This is a genomic window from Mycolicibacterium neworleansense (assembly GCF_001245615.1).
Taxonomy (GTDB): Bacteria; Actinomycetota; Actinomycetes; order Mycobacteriales; family Mycobacteriaceae; genus Mycobacterium; species Mycobacterium neworleansense.
The window spans coordinates 3,135,294-3,152,667 of sequence record NZ_CWKH01000001.1; the positions used below are offsets into that span (position 1 = coordinate 3,135,294).

The window sequence follows — 17,374 nt, forward strand, 5'->3', positions numbered from 1 at the left end:
CAGTTGCCGCGACGAGCCTACTGACCCGTCGCCTTCGCGATGATCTCCTTCGCCACGTTCGCCGGAACTTCGGCGTACGAGTCGAACACCATGGAGTAGTTCGCCCGGCCCTGGGTCTTCGACCGAAGGTCGCCCACGTAGCCGAACATCTCCGACAGCGGCACCTGCGCCTTGACGACACGCGCACCGCTGCGCTCCTCCATGGCCTGGATCTGACCACGGCGGGAGTTCAGGTCGCCGATCACGTCACCCATGTAGTCCTCGGGCGTCGTGACCTCGACAGCCATGATGGGCTCCAGGATGACCGGCTGGGCCGCCTGGGCGGCCTTCTTCAGCACCTGCGAACCCGCCACCTTGAACGCCATTTCCGAGGAGTCGACCTCGTGGTAGGCGCCGTCGAGCAGCGTCACCTTCAGATTCACCAGCGGGTAGCCTGCCAACACGCCGTACTGCATGGCGTCCTGCGCACCGGCATCCACCGAGGGGATGTACTCGCGCGGGATGCGGCCACCGGTGACCTTGTTCTCGAACTCGTAGGTGGCACCGTCCTCGCCGATGAACGGCTCGAGGTCGATGAGCACCTTCGCGAACTGGCCCGAGCCACCCGTCTGCTTCTTGTGGGTGAACTCGACCTTCTCCACCTTGCGGCGGATGGTCTCGCGGTAGGCCACCTGGGGCTTACCGACGTTGGCCTCGACCTTGAACTCGCGACGCATGCGGTCCACCAGGATGTCCAGGTGCAGCTCGCCCATACCGCCGATGACGGTCTGGCCGGTCTCCTGGTCCAGGTGCACCTTGAAGGTCGGGTCCTCTTCGGCGAGCTTCTGGATCGCGGTGCCCAGCTTCTCCTGGTCGCTCTTGGTCTTGGGCTCGATGGCCACCTCGATCACCGGATCGGGGAAGGTCATCGACTCGAGCACGACCTGCTGGTTCGGATCGCACAGGGTGTCGCCGGTGGTGGTGTCCTTCAGACCGATCACGGCGTAGATGTGACCAGCGGAGGCCGACTCGACCGGGTTCTCTTTGTTGGCGTGCATCTGGAACAGCTTGCCCAGACGCTCCTTCTTGCCCTTGGTCGCGTTGACGACCTGGGCACCGGACTCGACCTTGCCCGAGTACACGCGGACGTAGGTGAGCTTGCCGAAGAAGGGGTGCACGGCGATCTTGAACGCGAGCGCGGAGAACGGCTCGTCGGTCGACGGCTTGCGCAGAACCTCTTCGTCCTCCTTGCCGGGGACGTGGCCCTTGACGGACTCGACATCCAGCGGCGACGGGAGGTAGTCGATGACGGCGTCCAGCATCGGCTGCACACCCTTGTTCTTGAACGCGCTGCCGCACAGCACCGGGTACAGCTCGCTGCTGACGGTCAGCTTGCGGATCGCGCCCTTGATCTCATCGATCGTGAGCTCTTCGCCGCCGAGGTACTTCTCCAGAAGCGCCTCGTCGGTCTCGGCGACGGTGTCCATCAGCTCGCTGCGGTACTCGGCGGCCTTGTCGGCCAGGTCCGCGGGGATCTCGATGGTCTCGTAGCTCTCACCGAGCTTGGTCTCGCCGCGCCAGACCTTGGCATTCATCTCGACCAGGTCGATGATGCCCTCGAAGTCGTTCTCGGCACCGATCGGCAGCTGGATCACCAGCGGCTTGGCACCGAGGCGGTCCTTGATGGTCTGCACGGTGAAGTAGAAGTCCGCGCCGAGCTTGTCCATCTTGTTGACGAAGCAGATCCGGGGCACGTCGTACTTGTCGGCCTGACGCCACACCTGCTCGGACTGCGGCTCAACACCCTCCTTGCCGTCGAAGACGGCAACGGCACCATCGAGCACACGCAGGCTGCGCTCCACCTCGACGGTGAAGTCGACGTGCCCGGGGGTGTCGATGATGTTGATCTGGTTGTTGTTCCAGAAGCAGGTGACGGCTGCGGAGGTGATGGTGATACCACGCTCCTGCTCCTGCTCCATCCAGTCGGTGGTGGAGGCACCGTCGTGCGTCTCACCGATCTTGTAGTTGACGCCGGTGTAATAGAGGATGCGCTCGGTCGTCGTCGTCTTGCCGGCGTCAATGTGCGCCATGATGCCGATGTTGCGGACCTTGTTCAGGTCTGTCAGCACGTCCTGTGCCACGGAAGTCTTCCCAACTCTTTCGCTTGCTTGATTAGGTGTTCGATTGCGCGCTTACCGGCACCCGACGCTGGATGCCGGGCGCGGTTGTCACCAGCGGTAGTGCGCGAAAGCCCGGTTCGCTTCGGCCATCTTGTGAGTGTCCTCACGACGCTTCACGGCGGCACCCAGGCCGTTGCTCGCATCCAGGATCTCGTTGGCGAGGCGCTCGATCATGGTCTTCTCGCGACGGGCCTTGGAAAAGCTGACCAGCCAGCGCAGGGCCAGGGTGGTGGAGCGATCGGGGCGGACCTCGACCGGCACCTGGTAGGTGGCACCACCGACGCGGCGGCTGCGGACCTCGAGGGCGGGCTTGACGTTGTCGAGCGCGCGCTTGAGGGTGACGACCGGGTCAGTGCCGGTCTTGTCGCGAGCCTGCTCCAGCGCACCGTAGACGATGCGCTCGGCCAGTGACTTCTTGCCGTCCAGCAGAACCTTGTTGACCAGCTGGGTGACCAGCTGCGACCCGTAGACCGGATCGTTGACCAACGGACGCTTCGGCGCGGGACCCTTGCGCGGCATCAGCTCTTCTCCTTCTTGGCGCCGTAGCGGCTACGGGCCTGCTTGCGGTTCTTGACACCCTGGGTGTCGAGCGACCCGCGGATGATCTTGTAACGCACACCGGGGAGGTCCTTCACACGACCGCCACGCACCAGCACCATCGAGTGCTCCTGCAGGTTGTGACCCTCACCGGGGATGTATGCGGTGACCTCAACGCCGCTGGTCAGCTTCACGCGGGCGACCTTGCGAAGCGCCGAGTTCGGCTTCTTCGGGGTGGTGGTGTACACGCGGGTGCACACGCCGCGGCGCTGCGGGCTGCCCTTGAGAGCCGCCGTCTTCACCTTGGCGACCTTGTCGCGGCGACCCTTGCGGACCAGCTGGTTGATGGTTGGCATGTACCGGCTTTCTCTGTGTTGCTTCTTGCTGTTCTAAGTCTCTGTACTGCAGTTATCCCCCGGTCGCGTACCCCGCGCCCGGGCGTGTCGCACGTTCTTACACCGGTGGAATTCCGATGCGTGTTAGACATGCAAATTGGCCCGGCGTGCGGGCACGCTTGCGAAACACTCAGCCGCATGCGCCTTCCGGCCAGGCACGATCTACCACAATACCAGGGCTGGCCGCGCCGAACCAAACCCGCTCACGACGACCTAATCCCAGGTCAGACGCTACGACTCCAGTTGCCCCATACCGGCGGCCAGTCGTCGCAGCATATCGGTGAACACCGCATCGGTGTCGATGTCGTCCATCACACCGGTCATTTCGAGCAGGACGAAGCCGTGAAGAGCGGACCAGAACTGCAGTGCGGCGTAGAAGGCATCCTCGCCCTCAAGCCCGTAGGAAGTCAGCACCTCGATGACCGGTCCGGCCGCTGCCCGGGTGGCCGCCGAGTACTCGGGATCGTCACCGCCGAAGGGCATCCGGGTGAATGCCGAGTAGCGACCGGGATGGTGATGCGCATAGCTGCGGTACGCGCTGGCCATCACGGCCACCGCATCGTCACGGGTGCGGCCGGAACCGACCGTGTTGAGCATCTCGATGATGTCGTCGATCACGCGCATCCGAACCGTGCGGCGCAGGTCGTCGAGGCTGTGCACGTGGTTGTACAGCGACGGGCCCTTGGTGCCCAGCTGATTGGCCAACGCGTTGATGGTCAGCGCATCCCAGCCCTCACGGTCCAGGAACGTCAGCGCCGCATTGACGATGGCATCGCGGCTGAGCTTCGTGGTCCGCGCCGGCCGCGACTGGGAACGCCGAGTTCCAGCCGCCTGTGCTTCCGGCCGAGCTGACATTTACGCACTGCCTTCGAGTCGATGTGATTGACGCCGCCGTTGGGGTCGCCGTGAAACTGTAGCCCGTCAGACAGCGCAGATCAGTTCACCCGGCCCTGACTGAGCCGGGCGAGTTTCTCGGTGACCTGACACAGATCGGGCAGGGTGGCCGGGTTCATCGTCTGAATGGACCACGTGATCACATCCTGCCCCTTGGCCACATAGATACTGCACACGTTCGCGTCCGCGGCGCGGAACCCCTGATTTCCGTCGATTGACAGCTCGGTGAGAGTGCGCCCGGCCCGGGTCTCCAGGGTTCGCTCGGTGTCCATGTCACTGCCCCGGTACCACCAGGTGGAGATGCCCATCCCGGCGCCGAACGTGCCCAGCACCGAGTTCTCCTGCCAGAAACACCCGGTATCGCTGACCACTGCCTTGGTGAACATCGACGAGCCGACGGCCTCGGCGATGTCGGCATCGGTGATGCCGTTGCAGTCGGCGCCGTGAAATCCGCCGCCGGGCGCCGCCGTCTCCGGGGCCGACGGCGTGTCCTGGTGTCCGCACGCGGTCAGCAGCGCCACCGCGGCTGCGACGCCGGCCAGACACCTCACAAAGAGGTAGCGGTGCGCCACGATCAGAGTTCCGATTGCAGAGTGGCCGACAGCAGCTTCTTGGCGTCCACGCACGGATCGCCCTTGCCTGCCGGTCCGGCGCTGCCCGCACCGCGGAACTGCACCCACCAGCTGATCACGCCCGAGCCGGCCGCCGCCGTCGCCGAGCAGGCCGCGCCGGTCACATCACGACGCGCCACGAACGCCTGGTGCCGCTCGACCACGACGTCGGTGATCTCGGCATCCCGGCTGCGCGCCACCTCCCGCTCACGGTCCAGTGAGCCCTTCTCGAACCAGGAGAAGATCACGTCGAGCATCGCGAGCGAACCCGTGTTCGGCTCCGCTGAAGGCTGGGCCTTGCGTGACAGCACGTACTGACACACCGCGCCGCTGTACGGGCGCACTACGTTGTCGGCGACCAGGATCTCCTGGATCGTGCTGTCGACGAGCAGCCCGCACCGGTCGTCGACGTATCCGAAGCTGCGATCAGGGTCGGTGGTGTCGGATGACGCGCGCTCGGCAGCTCCGTCGATGGTGTGCGAACACCCCGCGACGGTCACCACGGCTGTGACTGCCACGGCAGCAGCCTGAACAACACACCGACGCATTGCTGAACACGGTACCCAGCACTGAGACCGCACGCGACCTGTCGGCGAACGGCCGTCAAACTGACCAACACTTGCCGCCGCGAGAAGTGCGCCACGTACTCTTCTCGCAGCGGATCGGAAGGGGATTCACCGTGAATTGGACAGCTGTGGGCCGGAGGATGGTTGTCGGGCTGGCTGCCGGCACGCTCGCGTTGCCGCTGGCGCTCACCGCCGGCGTACCCGGTGCGGCAGCCAAGAACGGTGACACCCACATCACCGGTCAGGGCGTCGAACAAACGCTGGACTGCAACAACGCCACGCTGTTCGTCAACGGAACCGGAATCCGGATCACCGCGTTGGGCACCTGCTGGGCGGTGACGGTGCAGGGATCGTCCAACGTGGTCGTCGCCGACAATGTCATCAACGACGTCACCGTGTACGGCTACGACCAGACCGTGTTCTTCAAGAACGGCGATCCGATACTCGTCGACCGCGGCCGCGAACTTGGGATGACCAACCAGATCAGCCGCGTCCCCGCCTGATCAAGACCGAGGCAGAAAGCAGAGAAGACCGTGCGCACCCGTTTCTCCCCCACCCGTCTGATCTTCGGGATCGGCGCCGCCGCCGCGGCGTTCACCCTGGCGGCCTGCGGTTCCGAAAGCTCGGACACCAACACCCCCAGCGCCACCGCGGGACAGTCCGGGGTCAACGTCGAGGTCGGCAACACCATCAACTACATGTCGGTGGGCACCACGACCGACATCGACTGCGCCGACGGCAAATCGCTCACGGTCGGCGGCACCAACAACACGCTGACCGTCAAGGGCACCTGCGCCAACGTGAACATCGGCGGATCCGACAACAAGATCACCTTCGAGCGGATCGACAAGGGCCTGACCATCATCGGGCTGAACAACACCGTCACCTACGCGGCAGGTGATCCGAAGGTCACCAACACCGGCAGCAACAACAAGGTCAACAAGGGCTAATCGGCGCGGGCCCCGTGCCGACCCGCGCCCCCGGCGAACCGTCCGGCGCCATGGGCGGCCTCCTCCGCGACCCGCTCGATGCTGGCGAACTCGAATTCCATTGCGGCCTGCTCGGACTCGCCCCACTGGTGCAGCGCCGAGAGCCGGTCGGCCCGCAGGCACTGCTGGGGAAGCCGCGACAGTTCGGCGGCCAGTTCCTCGGCCCGTTCGCGGGCCTGGCCTGTGGGCACCACCCGGTTGGCCAGGCCGATCGCATGGGCTTCGGCCGCGTCGACGGCGCGCCCGGTCAGGATCAGGTCCATGGCCCGGCTCTGGCCGATCAGCCGGGGCAACCGCACCGTGCCGCCGTCGATCAGCGGCACCCCCCACCGGCGGCAGAACACCCCCAGCACGGCGTCTTCCTCGACCACCCGCAGGTCACACCACAACGCCAGTTCCAGTCCCCCAGCCACCGCGTGACCGCTGATCGCGGCGATCACCGGCTTGGACAACACCATTCGGCTCGGGCCCATCGGCCCGGGCCCGGTGCGGTGCAATTGGTTCATCTGTGGGGTACCGAAGGCTTTGAGATCGGCACCGGCACAGAATGTTCCGTTCGCTCCGGTCAACACCGCGACCGCGGCGTCCTCATCGGCGTCGAACTGCTCGAACGCGGCGAACAGCGCCGCGGCGGTCGGGCCGTCGACGGCGTTGCGGGCGTGCGGCCGGTCGATGACGACCGTGGTCACCGGCCCGTTGCGTTCGACCCGCACAGCTTCGGTCACGTCGCCTCCATGAGTACATCGCGGTCACGCCGCTCGACGAGTTCGGCGGCGAAGTCGTTGTAAGCCTTACGCAATTCAGCACCCGGCCAGCTGTCCGGCAGCAATTCATCCGGCAGTACCGGATCCGCCAACAGGTGACGGACAATGCCCGCGGCCGCGACGAACCGCCCGGGTACATCGGTCGCGTCGGCCATCTCGTCCACCAGCTGCTCGCCTGCGCGTCGCCAGCCGGGCAGATCCCACAGCCTGGCGGCCAGCTCGGCCGGATCCTCGTCACGGGCACGCAGGATCCGCACCCGGCTGGTGATCTCCTGGGGCAACGCCTGGTCAAGGTTGTCCGGGCGCATCCAAACCCCCTCGCGCAGCTCACCGAATCGATACTGCTGCAATGTGTTCCGCAGTGAAGCACGGGTGCGGGCGTCGGTGCCGACACTGGTGATGACCAGCGTCAGCCACTGGCCGTCGTACTCCCGCAGCTTCGGGTCGATCGCGTCGTCCTGGCGGCGCTGGCGGGTCAGCAACCGGTCCGACAGCCGGTAGCCGTCCTCCGAACGGATCAGATCACCCGCGCTGACCATGCGGGTCAGCGCCACCCGCAGAGTCGGTTCCCTGATGTCGAAATCGGCTGTCAGCCGCACCAGGTCGGCGGCACTGGCCCAGGCCGGATGCGCACCGAGCAGCACGCTCAGTACCACCGACCGGGCCGTCATCCGTGTGAGTGCGGGCATGTCAGACCTCAGACGACCTGCGTCCGTAGTCGCCCATCGGCTCGTCGCGGTGGCGCACCGCTTCGCGGAAACCGTGTTCAACCGCGTCGGCGACGAATGCGTGTCCTTCGGGCGTGTGCCGGGCAATGCCGTCGAACACCGTGCTGACCATCCGACTGGTCGCCACCCCCTGCTGCAGCAGCGTGGCGTTGCAGGCCAGCTTGGCCATGATGAGCTGGTTGACGGGCATCGCGGCGATGCGTGCGACGAGGCGTTCGGTGCGCTCATCGAGGTCTTCCGGTTCAGGCGCCTCGACTGCCAGGCCCCATTCCGCCGCCTGTGCGCCGGTGATGCAATCTCCGGTGAACAGAAGGCGTTTGGCCCGTTGATCCCCCAGCCGGTGCGCCCAAAGCCCGGCGGCCGGAACGCCCCACACCCGCATGGGCGGGTAGCCGATCTTCGCATCGGCCGCGGCGATCACCTGGTCGGCATGCAGCGCGATGTCCGTGCCACCGGCCACACAGTAGCCGTGGATCTTGACCACGGTCGGCTTGTCGGCGTGCATCAGGCTGGAGAAGCCGCGTACGAACCGGCTCATCATCTGGTAGTCGATCATCGGATCCCACGGTTGATCCGGAAGATGGTTGACCGCCTGCGTTTTCCCCGACAGCACGGTCCCGTCGTAGCGGCCTCCCCCGGCCTCGCCGGTTCCTTCTGCGTAGGCGGACAGGTCGAATCCGGCACAGAAGCCCTCACCCCGGCCGGACACCAGGATCACGTGAACGTTGGGGTCCAGGTCCGCACGCTCAACCAGGGCCTGCAGCTCCAGCGGGGTGTCCGCGACGATCGAGTTGCCTTTTTCGGGACGGTTGAAGGTGATTCGGGCGATCCGATCGGTGACCTCGTAGGTCATCGTCTTCAGTTCGGCTGGACTCATCCCTTGACCAGGGCCCGCTCGAGGATCGGCGCCAGGTCCAGACCGGTCGGCAGGGTGCCGAACGCCTGACCCCACTGCCCGCCGAGCCGGCTGGCCAGGAAGGCTTCGGCCACCGCGGGATGGCCGTGGCGCACCAGCAGCGCGCCCTGCAGGGCCAGCGAGATGTCCTCGGCCACCTTGCGGCCGCGGTACTGGATGGTCTCCAGGTCCTGCAGGTCGGTCTGCAGCGTGGTGACGTGGCGATCCAGCCGTGGGTCCTGCCCGGCGGTCTTGGAGAGTTCGTCGAAGAGCACCTCGATGCTCTCGGGCCGGGTTGCCATGGCGCGCAAGGTATCCAGGGCGCTGACGTTGCCCGACCCTTCCCAGATGCCCATCAGCGGGGCCTCGCGGTACAGCCGCGGCATGCCCGAATCCTCGACGTAGCCGTTGCCGCCCAGGCATTCCATCGCCTCGCCGGCGTGCGGCGTGGCCCGCTTGCACACCCAGTACTTGCCTGCGGCCAGGCCGATGCGACGCAGCAGCGCCTCGCGATCGTCACCACGGACCGCCTTGTCGGTGGCGCCGGCCATCCGCATCGCCAACATGGTCGCCGCTTCGGCCTCGACGGCCAGGTCCGCGAGCACGTTACGCATCAACGGCTGATCGATGAGGTAGGCGCCGAACGCCTTCCGGTGCTGGGCGTGGTGCACGGCGCGAGCCAGGCCGCTGCGCATGCTCGTGGCGCTGCCCAGTGTGCAGTCCAGGCGGGTGAGGTTGACCATCTCGATGATGGTCGGCACGCCGCGGCCCTCCTCGCCGACCAGCCATGCGGTGGCGCCGTCGTACTCGACCTCGCTGGACGCGTTGGCGTGGTTGCCGAGCTTGTCCTTGAGCCGCTGCAGGAACATCCGGTTGCGGCTGCCGTCGGGCAGGACGCGCGGCAGGAAGAAACAGCTCAACCCGCCCGGCGCCTGCGCGAGAACCAGGAAGATGTCGCCCATCGGGGCCGACGTGAACCACTTGTGCCCACGCAGCGAATAGGTGCCGTCGCCATTCGGCGTGGCTTCGGTGGTGCCGGCGCGGACGTCGGAGCCGCCCTGCTTCTCGGTCATCGACATGCCCGCGGTGATGCCGGCTTTCGTCGTGGCGAGCTTGAGCTCGGGGTCATAGACCCGGCTGGTCAGCAGCGGCTCGTAGATCCCGGCCAGTTCCGCGTTGAACCGCAGGGCCGGCACGACGGCGTAGGTCATCGAGATCGGGCAGACATGTCCGGGTTCGACCGTCCACACCGACATCTTCGCGGCGCGCACCACGTGCGACCCATCACGCTCATCGGCCCACGGGGCGCCGTGCAGGCCGTGGGTGACGGCCACATTCATCAGCTCGTGGTAGGCCGGGTCGTACTCGACCTCGTCGATGCGGTGGCCGTAGCGATCGTGGGTGTGCAGCACCGGCCGGTTGCGGTCGGCCAGCTCACCCCAGCGCTGGGCCTGGGCGCTGCCGTTGATCGCGCCGAGTTCGTGCACCTCATCGATGCCCCACTCCCCACCTTCTCGGATGAGGGCCTCGGCGAGCACCGGTGAAGTCGCGGGGTTGTAGTCCTCGAGCGTGGGGACCTGATTGGTGACGACGTGTGTATCGACCATGCCCCCAGTGTTACAAATTCTCGACAACCGCACAATAGTTGTAATAGCTGCAACGCCGTCCCTTGCCGCGATGGACTGGCTCCAGGGCTCAAGCGGGGTCGAGTTCTCCGACTACGGTCGGTTGGGTCTCGCCGCCATGGGGCCGTTCGTCGCTGTGCGCCGACCGTGCCGACCTGCGCGCTTCGTAGCGGTTGAGCGCGAACAGCACCACAGCCGCCAGAGCCCAGCCGAGCAGGATGTCGATGACGTAGTGCTCCGCGGTGTACACCAACGTGAAGGCCATGATCAGCGGGTAGGCCACCAGCAGCGGCCGCCATCCGCGGTTCACCCTGCTCCACAGGAACACCGCGACCGCGGCGGTGAGCCCCGCGTGCAGGGACGGTATTGCCGCGACCAGGTTCACGCTGGCCTGTCCCTGATCGATCAACGCCGTCGCGGTATGCAGGTTGAGCTTGCCCCAGCCGCGGGTGACGATCCGCTCGATCCACTCATGCGCGCCGTTCTGACTGTCCTGCATGGCGCCGAGCAGTCCTCCGTCGACGGCTTCGCGCGCCGACCGGAACATGCATCGGGGGCCGGAGGGGCCGCCCTCGACGTCGTCGGCGCTGCACCGCGCCGCGGCCCACGGCGGCGCGGCAGGCAGCAGGGCGTAGATGGCCAGTGCGGCGAAGGACAACCCGACGAACAAGCGCACGAACCGCTTCCACTCCTCACGGTCACGCAGCCAGAGCACACCGGCGACGATGTAGGGAAGGATGAAAAACGACATGTAGACCGTGCTGATCACGACTTCCCACCACGGCGGGTGCAGCATTTTCAACCGTTCCTGCAACCACACCGTCGGCACGGTGCCGAAGAACATCCAGCGGTCCGCGTCGACCTGCCAGTGCCACATCGTTGGCCGGCCCACCAGCGTGGCCGCGCCGCGGCTCAGGTCGTAGGCCGCCAAAACGACGGCGAACGGCAGCCAGTCGCGAATCACGTAGAGCATCCGACGGCCCTGGCCGATGCTCGCGGCCAGCAAGCCGGTGGCGATATAGAGCAGCAAAAGCTCGCGGTTGAACGCGAAACCGTCGGTGACGGTGCGGTAGATGACCACGGCGGCCCACACCAGGATCGCGCCATACCGCAGAAGACGCAGTCGACGGGCACGGTTGTTGGCGCCCCATTTCGCTGGGGCTTCTTCGGTTACCGAGTCATCAACCGCGGTCACAGAGGTGACGTTAGTTCACCTTTGCGTCACCGTGCCGTTGAAAACGGTTCAGGTCATGAATGTGTTCAGCCGGCGTGCTCGCGCAGGAACGCGATGTCGTCCTTGCGCCCTTCCTCCGCGGTCTCACAGATCACCGGCGCATCGGCCGCCTTGACCACCGCCGCCAGCAACTGCGGATCGATCTGCCCGGCACCGAAATTCGCGTGACGGTCCGCACCGGAGCCGGCTGCGTCGCGCGAGTCGTTGCAGTGCACCAGGTCGATGCGCCCGGTGATGGCCTTGATGCGGTCCACCGCGTCGATCAACGCCTCCCCCGCAGCCCAGGCATGGCACGTGTCGAGACAGAAGCCGATTCCCTTGTCCCCGATGCGATCCCACAACCGGGAGATGGTGTCGAAATGCCGCGCCATCGCATGGTCGCCGCCCGCGGTGTTCTCCAGGTACACGGGCACATCGGAGTTCAGATAGTCCAGCGCCTTGGCCCAGCGCTCGAACCCGGCGTCCATGTCGTTGTCATCGGCATGGCCGCCGTGCACGATCACCGCGGTGGCGCCGATCTCGGCGGCCGCGTCGCACGTGTCCTGCAGGATCTTGCGAGACGGAATCCGCACCCGGTTGTTGGCCGAGGCCACGTTGATCAGGTACGGCGCATGCACGTACAGCGGCACCGTCGATGCCTTGAGCACCTCGGCATCCTCACGGGGCTTGGGCTTCTTCCAACTCTGCGGGTTGCCGAGGAAGAACTGCACCACGTCGGCGCCGTCTGCGGCGGCCGCGGCCAATGGATCGGTGTTGTCTACATGCGAGCCGATGAGCACGCCGCCAAGTCTAGGTGGGTCCGGTGACATGTCTGAGTCCCGTTATCCGCCGCGCTACAGCGGCGTGCCATTACGCTGTTGGGACAAACTCGCAGCTATTGGAGTTGACCGACGGCGCATTCATCCAGGGGGCGGTGTTGCATGCCGATAGCGACCACAAATAATGCACCGCAAGCTTTCCTTAGCTATACACGAATCGACGACGAAGCCTTCGGCGGAGCGATCACGTCGTTGAGGCGTCTGTTGGAGTTGCGAGTTCAAAGCGTTGCAGGCAGCCGCGAGTTCACGATTTTCCAGGACGTCGAGGGCATCGAACTGGGCCAGAAATGGCAGAAGCGGCTCGATGAAGCGGTCTCGTCGTCCATGTTTCTCATCCCGATCGTCACGCCTCTGTTCTTTACCAGCGAACCCTGCCGCGATGAGCTCTCGAAGTTCATCGCGCATGAGAAAACACTCGGCCGCGACGACCTCATTTTGCCCATCTATTTCGTTACAGCGCCGAATCTGGAGAAAGAAGAAGAACGAAAAGACGATTCGCTCGCCAAGGAGATCGCCAGCCGGCAACTTTACGATTGGCGTGACGCAGTGGACCTTCCCCTCGACGATCCGCAGATCCGCAAAGCAATCCGCAAACTGGCCGAAGGCGTCGCATCAGCGTTGGGCCGGTCGATCAGTCCCGTGCCGGTCGAGGACGGACGCGAGGAATTGTCGGAACTGGCGAAGACGCTGGAGTTGCAGCGTGCAGCACCGACGCGGCACCGACGTGTGCTTTGGGTTGACGACCGGCCCACAAACAACGTCCTCGAGCGCAAATCCATGGCGGCCTACAACATCGACTTCAGCTTGGCCAAGTCAACGGGCCAGGCTCTAGCCGAGCTCACCAATGGGAGTTTCGACGCGATAATCAGCGATATGGGCCGGCCCCCAGATGGTCGAGCGGGCTACACACTGCTGGAAGCACTCCGCGAAAGCGGCGACCGCACTCCATATTTCATCTACGCCGGATCGAATGCCGCAAAGCACAAAGAGGAAGCTCTGGACCGCGGTGCACAAGGCTCCACCAACAGGAGTGATGAGCTCATCCACATGGTCTTGCAGGCGCTCGAGCGACGACCGTAGCACCACGCGCCACCCTGATCCGGAGCCCCAAGACCTGCCCGGACCCACGAAAAAGCCCCCGCCGAAGCGGGGGCTTTTCCGTACTGGCTAGCGGTAGTCGCTGTATCCGTAATCGTCCAGCGGCACCGCGGCACCGGTGGCCTGGCCGAAGTCCGGGCTGTAGTACTGATCCTCGTAAGACGGGATCGTGTACGCCGCAGCGCGGGCTTCTTCGGTCGGCTGCACCTGGATGTCGCGGTAACGGGCGATGCCGGTACCGGCCGGGATCAACTTACCGATGATCACGTTCTCCTTCAGACCCTGCAGCTTGTCGCTGCGGCAGTTGATCGCCGCATCGGTCAGCACGCGAGTGGTCTCCTGGAACGACGCCGCCGACAGCCACGAATCCGTGGCCAGCGATGCCTTCGTGATACCCATCAGCACCGGGCGGCCGGCCGCGGGCTCGCCGCCCTCGGCCACGACGCGACGGTTCTCGGTCTCGAACTCGGCACGCTCGGTGAGCGAACCGGGCAGGAACTCCGTGGCACCCGAATCGATGATCGTGACGCGACGCAGCATCTGCCGGACGATGACCTCGATGTGCTTGTCGTGGATCGACACACCCTGGGCCCGGTAGACCTCCTGGACCTCCTTGACGAGGTGGATCTGCACCTCGCGGGGACCCTGGACACGCAGCACCTCGTGCGGATCCGCGGAGCCTTCCATCAGCTGGTCGCCGACCTCGACGTGGTCACCGTCGGACAGCACGCCTTCGGAGCCGTCCTCGTGGGTGATCACGCGCAGGCGCTGACGCTTGGAGAGCTTGTCGTAGACAACTTCCTCGCCGCCATCGTCGGGGACGATGGTGATCTTGAAGAACTTGTCGCTCTCCTCCAGCCGGACCCGGCCCGCGACGTCGGCGATGGGCGCCTTGTTCCGCGGGATACGAGCCTCGAACAGCTCCTGGACACGAGGCAGACCACCGACGATGTCGGCGCCACCGGTAACACCACCCTGGTGGAAGGTACGCATCGTCAGCTGGGTACCGGGCTCACCGATGGACTGGGCGGCGACGATGCCGACGGCCTCGCCGATGTCGACCAGCTTGCCGGTGGCCATCGAGCGGCCGTAGCACTTGGCACACACACCGGCGGCCGAGGCACAGGTCAGCACGGAGCGGACCTTCACCTGCGAGACACCGGCAGCCAGCAGCGCGTCGATGGCCGGGTCACCCAGGTCATGACCGCGCTCGATGATGACGTTGCCCTTGTCGTCGACCGCGTCGGTGGCCAGCGTGCGAGCGAACGCCGAGGTCTCGACGTGCGCATCGCGGATCAGCGAACCATCCGGGCCACGCTCGGCCAGCGTGACGATGATGCCGCGCTCGGTCTCACAGTCGGTCTCGCGAACGATGACGTCCTGCGACACGTCCACCAGACGACGGGTCAGGTAACCCGAGTCGGCGGTACGCAGAGCGGTGTCGGCCAGACCCTTACGAGCACCGTGGGTGTTGATGAAGTACTCCAACACCGTCAGGCCCTCGCGGAACGAGGACTTGATCGGGCGCGGGATGAACTCACCCTTCGGGTTGGTCACCAGACCCTTCATGCCTGCCAGGGTGCGGGTCTGGGTGAGGTTACCCGTGGCGCCGGACTTCACGATCGTGATGATCGGGTTGTCGGCCGGGTAGTACTCCTCCAGCGCCTTACCCACCTCTTCGGTGGCGTCCTGCCAGATCTTGACCAGGGACTCGTTGCGCTCGTTGTGGTTCAGCGCGCCGCGCTGGTACTTGCGCTCGATCGCCTCGGCCTCGGCCTCGTGCCGCTCCAGGATCTCCTGCTTCTGCGGCGGCACCAGAACGTCGGCCATCGAGACCGTGACACCCGAACGGGTGGCCCAGTGGAAACCGGCGTCCTTGAGCTTGTCGACGGTCTGCGCCACCACGATCATCGGGAAGCGCTCGGCCAGATCGTTGATGATCCGGGCCTGGACCTTCTTGTGCATCTGCTCGTTGACGAACGGGTAGCCCTTGGGCAGCAGCTCGTTGAAGAGCACCCGGCCCAGCGTGGTCTCCGCGGTCCAGGCGTCGCCCGGCTTCCAGCCGTTCTCGAACAGTTCGGCCTCGATGTTGGCCGGCGGACGGGCATCGGTCAGCCGCACCTTGATCTTGGCGCGCACCGACAGCGCACCGCGGTCGAGCGCCATGATGGCCTCGGCCGGGCTGCTGTACACACCCTGCTCCGGCGAATCCTTGCCGGCCGGCACGTACTCGCCCTTGTCACCCTCGACGAGAGTGGTCAGGAAGTACAGACCGGTCACCATGTCCAGACGCGGCATGGCCAGCGGCTTACCCGACGCGGGCGACAGGATGTTGTTCGAGGACAGCATCAGGATTCTGGCTTCAGCTTGCGCCTCGGCGCTCAATGGCAGGTGCACGGCCATCTGGTCACCGTCGAAGTCGGCGTTGAACGCCTCACACACCAGCGGGTGCAGCTGGATGGCCTTGCCTTCCACCAGCTGCGGCTCGAAGGCCTGGATACCCAGGCGGTGCAGCGTAGGTGCACGGTTCAGCAGCACCGGGTGCTCGGCGATGACCTCTTCGAGGACATCCCACACCTGGGGACGCTGACGCTCCACCATGCGCTTGGCGCTCTTGATGTTCTGCGCGTGGTTCAGGTCGACCAGACGCTTCATCACGAACGGCTTGAACAGCTCCAGAGCCATCAGCTTCGGCAGACCACACTGGTGCAGCTTGAGCTGCGGGCCGACCACGATGACCGAACGGCCCGAGTAGTCGACGCGCTTACCCAGCAGGTTCTGACGGAAGCGGCCCTGCTTGCCCTTGAGCAGATCGGACAGCGACTTGAGCGGACGGTTGCCCGGCCCGGTGACCGGACGACCACGACGGCCGTTGTCGAACAGCGCGTCCACCGACTCCTGAAGCATGCGCTTCTCGTTGTTGACGATGATCTCGGGCGCGCCGAGGTCGATCAGTCGCTTGAGCCGGTTGTTGCGGTTGATGACGCGGCGGTACAGGTCGTTCAGGTCGGACGTGGCGAAACGGCCACCGTCGAGCTGAACCATCGGACGCAGCTCCGGCGGGATCACCGGGACGGCGTCGAGCACCATGCCCAGCGGGGAGTTACCCGACTGCTGGAAGGCCGCGACGACCTTCAGGCGCTTGAGGGCGCGCAGCTTCTTCTGCCCCTTGCCGCTGCGGATGGTCTCACGCAGGTTCTCGGCCTCGGCCTCGATGTCGAAGTTCTCGATGAGCTTCTTGATCGACTCCGCGCCCATGGCACCGGTGAAGTACTCGCCGTAGCGGTCCTGCAGCTCGCGGTACAGCACCTCATCGACGATGAGCTGCTTGGGGGCCAGCTTGGTGAAGGTGGTCCAGATCTCGTCGAGCCGGTCCAGCTCACGCTGGGCCCGGTCGCGGAGCTGACGCATCTCACGCTCGCCGCCGTCACGCACCTTGCGGCGCACGTCGGACTTGGCACCCTCGGCTTCGAGCTCGGCCAGGTCGGCCTCGAGCTTCTGGGCCCGGGCCTCCAGGTCGGAGTCGCGCTGATCCTCGACGGCCTTGCGCTCGACGGCCATCTCGGCCTCGAGCGTGGACAGCTCGTTGTGGCGCATCTCGTCATCGACCGAGGTGATCACGTAGGCCGCGAAGTAGATGATCTTTTCCAGATCCTTCGGGGCCAGGTCGAGCAGGTAGCCCAACCGCGACGGCACACCCTTGAAGTACCAGATGTGCGTGACGGGTGCGGCCAGCTCGATGTGGCCCATCCGCTCACGGCGCACCTTGGCGCGAGTGACCTCGACGCCACAGCGCTCACAGATGATGCCCTTGAACCGGACGCGCTTGTACTTACCGCAGTAGCACTCCCAGTCGCGAGTCGGTCCGAAGATCTTCTCGCAGAACAGGCCGTCCTTCTCAGGCTTGAGCGTGCGGTAGTTGATGGTCTCCGGCTTCTTGACCTCGCCGAAGGACCAGTTACGGATGTCGTCCGCGGTGGCGAGGCCGATGCGGAGTTCATCGAAGAAGTTGACGTCTAGCACGTAACTCCCTTTCCCCTTTCGGGACTAGAAATTTTCGG

16 protein-coding genes are annotated in these 17,374 nt (G+C 65.5%); 3 read left to right on the forward strand and 13 right to left on the reverse strand.

The annotated features are described in order from the left end of the window. Nucleotides 1-17: 17 nt before the first annotated feature. The 6 genes from fusA to BN2156_RS15070 form a co-directional block, all read right to left on the reverse strand. Nucleotides 18-2,120 carry an elongation factor G gene (gene fusA, locus BN2156_RS15045; RefSeq protein WP_090515087.1) on the reverse strand — a complete coding sequence of 701 codons (2,103 nt, stop codon included), beginning with the start codon at nucleotides 2,118-2,120 and terminating at the stop codon, nucleotides 18-20. Between the two features lie 87 nt (nucleotides 2,121-2,207). Next, complete coding sequence (rpsG, locus tag BN2156_RS15050; RefSeq protein ID WP_003881868.1) at nucleotides 2,208-2,678, reverse strand: 30S ribosomal protein S7; 471 nt, start codon at nucleotides 2,676-2,678, stop codon at nucleotides 2,208-2,210. Next, nucleotides 2,678-3,052: a 30S ribosomal protein S12 gene (rpsL, locus tag BN2156_RS15055; protein ID WP_003881867.1), complete on the reverse strand. Its 375-nt coding sequence runs from the start codon at nucleotides 3,050-3,052 to the stop codon at nucleotides 2,678-2,680. Before rpsL ends, rpsG begins: the two co-directional genes overlap by 1 nt. Nucleotides 3,053-3,322: 270 nt before the next feature. Further along, the gene (locus BN2156_RS15060) at nucleotides 3,323-3,946 is read right to left on the reverse strand and encodes a TetR/AcrR family transcriptional regulator (RefSeq protein ID WP_090515089.1); all 624 of its coding nucleotides are present in this window, start codon (nucleotides 3,944-3,946) and stop codon (nucleotides 3,323-3,325) included. An 80-nt stretch (nucleotides 3,947-4,026) separates the two neighbouring features. Next, a complete protein-coding gene (locus BN2156_RS15065; RefSeq protein WP_090515091.1) occupies nucleotides 4,027-4,557 on the reverse strand; it encodes a DUF3558 domain-containing protein in 531 nt (176 codons plus the stop codon). Between the two features lie 2 nt (nucleotides 4,558-4,559). Next, a complete protein-coding gene (locus BN2156_RS15070; protein ID WP_090515093.1) occupies nucleotides 4,560-5,144 on the reverse strand; it encodes a DUF3558 domain-containing protein in 585 nt (194 codons plus the stop codon). Between the two features lie 131 nt (nucleotides 5,145-5,275). Between BN2156_RS15070 and BN2156_RS15075 the strand changes: the two genes are divergently transcribed. Together BN2156_RS15075 and BN2156_RS15080 are read left to right on the forward strand one after the other, a co-directional pair. Continuing rightward, nucleotides 5,276-5,665, forward strand: a complete 390-nt coding sequence (locus BN2156_RS15075; RefSeq protein WP_090515967.1) for a DUF3060 domain-containing protein — start codon at nucleotides 5,276-5,278, stop codon at nucleotides 5,663-5,665. Between the two features lie 30 nt (nucleotides 5,666-5,695). Next, complete coding sequence (locus BN2156_RS15080) at nucleotides 5,696-6,112, forward strand: DUF3060 domain-containing protein (protein WP_407661705.1); 417 nt, start codon at nucleotides 5,696-5,698, stop codon at nucleotides 6,110-6,112. On the opposite strand, the gene BN2156_RS15085 is transcribed toward BN2156_RS15080, so the two are convergent. The 6 genes from BN2156_RS15085 to BN2156_RS15110 form a co-directional block, all read right to left on the reverse strand. Next, nucleotides 6,109-6,876: a crotonase/enoyl-CoA hydratase family protein gene (locus BN2156_RS15085; RefSeq protein ID WP_090515095.1), complete on the reverse strand. Its 768-nt coding sequence runs from the start codon at nucleotides 6,874-6,876 to the stop codon at nucleotides 6,109-6,111. The genes BN2156_RS15080 and BN2156_RS15085 overlap by 4 nt on opposite strands. Next, complete coding sequence (locus tag BN2156_RS15090; RefSeq protein ID WP_090515098.1) at nucleotides 6,873-7,604, reverse strand: PaaX family transcriptional regulator C-terminal domain-containing protein; 732 nt, start codon at nucleotides 7,602-7,604, stop codon at nucleotides 6,873-6,875. The genes BN2156_RS15085 and BN2156_RS15090 overlap by 4 nt, the downstream gene beginning before the upstream one ends. Nucleotide 7,605: 1 nt before the next feature. Further along, nucleotides 7,606-8,520 carry a crotonase/enoyl-CoA hydratase family protein gene (locus BN2156_RS15095; protein ID WP_090515100.1) on the reverse strand — a complete coding sequence of 305 codons (915 nt, stop codon included), beginning with the start codon at nucleotides 8,518-8,520 and terminating at the stop codon, nucleotides 7,606-7,608. Continuing rightward, nucleotides 8,517-10,145 carry an acyl-CoA dehydrogenase family protein gene (locus BN2156_RS15100; protein WP_090515102.1) on the reverse strand — a complete coding sequence of 543 codons (1,629 nt, stop codon included), beginning with the start codon at nucleotides 10,143-10,145 and terminating at the stop codon, nucleotides 8,517-8,519. Before BN2156_RS15100 ends, BN2156_RS15095 begins: the two co-directional genes overlap by 4 nt. An 88-nt stretch (nucleotides 10,146-10,233) precedes the next feature. Beyond that, nucleotides 10,234-11,358 (reverse strand): phosphatase PAP2 family protein, encoded by a 1,125-nt coding sequence (locus tag BN2156_RS15105; RefSeq protein WP_090515104.1) that lies wholly within the window; start codon nucleotides 11,356-11,358, stop codon nucleotides 10,234-10,236. A 65-nt stretch (nucleotides 11,359-11,423) separates the two neighbouring features. Further along, nucleotides 11,424-12,176: a deoxyribonuclease IV gene (locus BN2156_RS15110; protein ID WP_090515106.1), complete on the reverse strand. Its 753-nt coding sequence runs from the start codon at nucleotides 12,174-12,176 to the stop codon at nucleotides 11,424-11,426. 141 nt (nucleotides 12,177-12,317) lie between these two features. On the opposite strand from BN2156_RS15110, the gene BN2156_RS15115 reads away from it, so the two are divergent. Then, complete coding sequence (locus BN2156_RS15115) at nucleotides 12,318-13,295, forward strand: TIR domain-containing protein (RefSeq protein ID WP_090515108.1); 978 nt, start codon at nucleotides 12,318-12,320, stop codon at nucleotides 13,293-13,295. A gap of 87 nt (nucleotides 13,296-13,382) precedes the next feature. On the opposite strand, the gene BN2156_RS15120 is transcribed toward BN2156_RS15115, so the two are convergent. Further along, complete coding sequence (locus tag BN2156_RS15120; protein WP_090515110.1) at nucleotides 13,383-17,336, reverse strand: DNA-directed RNA polymerase subunit beta'; 3,954 nt, start codon at nucleotides 17,334-17,336, stop codon at nucleotides 13,383-13,385. Nucleotides 17,337-17,374: the final 38 nt, after the last annotated feature.

Excerpts from the sequence above, each read along its gene's own strand:
- BN2156_RS15060 (WP_090515089.1), bottom strand. The coding sequence starts at position 3,946 with ATGTCAGCTCGGCCGGAAGCACAGGCGGCTGGAACTCGGCGTTCCCAG.
- BN2156_RS15070 (WP_090515093.1), bottom strand. The coding sequence starts at position 5,144 with ATGCGTCGGTGTGTTGTTCAGGCTGCTGCCGTGGCAGTCACAGCCGTG.
- BN2156_RS15115 (WP_090515108.1), top strand. The coding sequence starts at position 12,318 with ATGCCGATAGCGACCACAAATAATGCACCGCAAGCTTTCCTTAGCTAT.
- BN2156_RS15095 (WP_090515100.1), bottom strand. The coding sequence starts at position 8,520 with ATGAGTCCAGCCGAACTGAAGACGATGACCTACGAGGTCACCGATCGG.
- rpsG (WP_003881868.1), bottom strand. The coding sequence starts at position 2,678 with ATGCCGCGCAAGGGTCCCGCGCCGAAGCGTCCGTTGGTCAACGATCCG.
- BN2156_RS15090 (WP_090515098.1), bottom strand. The coding sequence starts at position 7,604 with ATGCCCGCACTCACACGGATGACGGCCCGGTCGGTGGTACTGAGCGTG.
- rpsL (WP_003881867.1), bottom strand. The coding sequence starts at position 3,052 with ATGCCAACCATCAACCAGCTGGTCCGCAAGGGTCGCCGCGACAAGGTC.
- BN2156_RS15100 (WP_090515102.1), bottom strand. The coding sequence starts at position 10,145 with ATGGTCGATACACACGTCGTCACCAATCAGGTCCCCACGCTCGAGGAC.